This is a genomic window from Erysipelatoclostridium sp. An15 (assembly GCF_002160675.1).
GTDB classification, from domain to species: Bacteria; Bacillota_I; Bacilli_A; order Erysipelotrichales; family Coprobacillaceae; genus Thomasclavelia; species Thomasclavelia merdavium.
Window position 1 is genome coordinate 1 of record NZ_NFLA01000094.1, and the last position, 2,579, is coordinate 2,579.

At 39.2% G+C, this 2,579-nt stretch carries 3 protein-coding genes and 2 pseudogenes; all 5 read right to left on the reverse strand.

Going from position 1 to position 2,579, the window contains the following annotated elements:
* Positions 1–32 precede the first annotated feature (32 nt).
* Positions 33–530, reverse strand: a complete 498-nt coding sequence (locus tag B5E92_RS15030) for an antirestriction protein ArdA (protein WP_010817897.1) — start codon at positions 528–530, stop codon at positions 33–35.
* A complete protein-coding gene (locus B5E92_RS15035) occupies positions 505–741 on the reverse strand; it encodes a hypothetical protein (RefSeq protein ID WP_010817896.1) in 237 nt (78 codons plus the stop codon). The genes B5E92_RS15030 and B5E92_RS15035 overlap by 26 nt, the downstream gene beginning before the upstream one ends.
* Positions 742–864: 123 nt before the next feature.
* Positions 865–1,182, reverse strand: a pseudogene (locus B5E92_RS15040) (DUF3788 domain-containing protein); the annotation flags it as partial.
* Complete coding sequence (gene bcrD / locus B5E92_RS15045) at positions 1,175–2,002, reverse strand: bacitracin resistance undecaprenyl-diphosphatase BcrD (protein WP_010817894.1); 828 nt, start codon at positions 2,000–2,002, stop codon at positions 1,175–1,177. The gene bcrD and the pseudogene B5E92_RS15040, both read right to left, overlap by 8 nt.
* Positions 2,002–2,463, reverse strand: a pseudogene (locus B5E92_RS15050) (ABC transporter permease); the annotation flags it as partial. The pseudogene B5E92_RS15050 and the gene bcrD, both read right to left, overlap by 1 nt.
* Between the last annotated feature and the right edge of the window lie 116 nt (positions 2,464–2,579).

Sequence of the window (2,579 nt, forward strand, 5' to 3'; positions counted from 1 at the left end):
CATGTCGTCAACCATAGGCACACACCTCTTTTCTACGGAAGTTCATAGATACCGTGGTCGGTTTCCACAAAGCGTCCGTTGTCGTCAAGGTACTGCCCGTAGGCTTCAAAATCGAAATAGCGGGTGACGTTCTCACTTAGGGAAGTAAAGTCTGGGTCATTGTTCAGAATGTGGCGGGCAACGTCCGTCATGTTCTTGCACCAAGAATAATGAATAATGTCGTTTCTGTATCGGTGCAGTTCGTCAAGGTCAGTGAAATAGCACATCAGCTCCGTATAGTCCTCTTTCAAATCAGAGGGTAGATTTTCGTAGGTATGGTACAGGTCATTGAGCTTTTCGACGGTGGTATCTTCCTGCACTTCATCAGCAAAGGGAAGCTCCTTGCCCGTGATATAGTAATAGTCTGTATCTACATCAATCCCCAGCAGTTCTTCCACCTGTTCCGTGTCGATAGGCAGGGTGAACCAAAAGGCTCGTATCTCGTCGTCTGTCGGTTCTCGTGCTTCAATCTGCACACGCATTTCTTCCATGTTTCATCACGTCCTCTCTTGTCAACGCTTCCTGTATGACGGCGTAAGGCACACCGAATACATAGCGTGAAAAATCTTCTAACTGTTTCTTAGGGTAGTCAGACAGGCAAAGGCGTTTCATCTCAAACCAGACCGTACGCTTGTAATAGGGCAGGTCGGAGAGATACGGACACCCGATTTTTGCCTGCATATCGGTAAAAATATCTTTCAATCAATCACTCCAATCTTAAATTTGAGTATAGAAAAAGCGGTTGATCTCCAATGGAGTAACCGCTTTGTGTGTGGGATATGAAATTGTAAAATTAGGATTTCGTATACGCCAACGTGATAATTATTACTTTTTATTTGGCTTTCTCTTAATTCCTAGTAATTTAATAAAATCTTGAAACATTGATGTATCGGTGGGTTCAAACATTACCCATTTACCATCTCGATAGGTTTTAGCTTCATCATAGATTTTTTGGACTTGTTGAGAATAATCATTGCGTTCTGCTTCAAATTTTGCTCTTTCGTCTTTTCCAAAGATAATCATAAATCCTATACAATTTTCTCTGGCATATAACGCACAGAGTGTCTTACCACCTCGGCGATATTTATACTCATAAGTCCATGCCTTTCCACCTTTATTCCATAGACGTTCCATTTCATATTTTTATAAGTACAACAAGTATACCAAGCACAATTCGATACCAACCAAACACCTTAAAATCATGTTTTTTGATAAAGTTCATTAGGAATTTAATTACTAAGACAGATACCGCAAATGCCACAGCCATACCGAGAACAAGAGCGAGCAGTTCTGCACTTGTAAATTCAAACCCGAATTTTAACAGCTTAAAAGCACTTGCTCCAAGCATAGTAGGTACTGCGAGGAAAAAAGTAAACTCTGCTGCTGCCACTCGTGAAACTCCTATGAGTAAAGCACCTATAATCGTTGCTCCCGACCGTGATGTGCCGGGTATAAGTGATAACACTTGAAATGCCCCTATCAAGATTGCTGTTTTATAGCTGATGTCAGAAAGTGCCATAGTAGTAGGAGTACGCTTTTTATTCCAATTTTCTATGAGAATGAATAACAAACCATAAAAGATTAACATGATTGAAATCACAATGGGGGTTTGGAGGTAAGCATCCAAATAATCATCAAATAGAATCCCCATAATAGCTGACGGTACACAAGCTACCGCAACCTTGAACCACAACGAGAAAGTATCCTTTTTAACAATTGACTGTGCTTTGTTCTTAAATTGAAAGGGAAACATCTTGTTCCAAAACATTACAACCACTGCGAGTATAGCTCCAAGTTGAATAACAACAAAAAACATTTCTTTAAATGCTTCGCTCATATTAAGTGTGATAAATTCGTCCACAAGAATCATATGTCCTGTGCTGCTGATAGGTAGCCACTCAGTAATACCCTCAACAATTCCAAGAAAAATAACTTTTAAAATTTCTATAAAATCAAGTACCATTATTTCAAATCCTCCTTTTTAAAATGATGAAAGGTCATAAGAAAACCAACTGCTGATACAAGAATAATAATAGATACAGACAGCAGTGTAGGATAGCCGGTACTCTGAAGTTTACCCTGCACCAAGAAATAGGTGGCTGTCCACGGATACAACGCTCCCCATTCTTGATTTGAAAGTGCGGCACTTCCCATGACAATCACGGCAGAGCCAATCATCGGGGCGACAAATCCTTTTGTTTTCATAGCAACAAACACAAAAGGAGAAACTGTTAAAAACATCAGGATACTGCCAAACAAAAACTTGGGGAGCCATACTATTGCCACTAGTAAGCTATATCCCTCCAATGTAAAGACAGCGTCATATAGCCCACAAACGATAAATATACCTGCCCATGTTACAAGGGTTAGCATAACAATCCAAAGAAGCAGGGTGCAAAATTTTCCAATTAATAGTTTTGTCCTATAAAAGTCAAGATAATTTGACCAATTTGTTGCAATTAAGTGTTCTCAGTTTTTTTAGGATTTAATTTATCTTTGATTCGATAAGATGGACCTGTGATATTAAATAAATATGAATA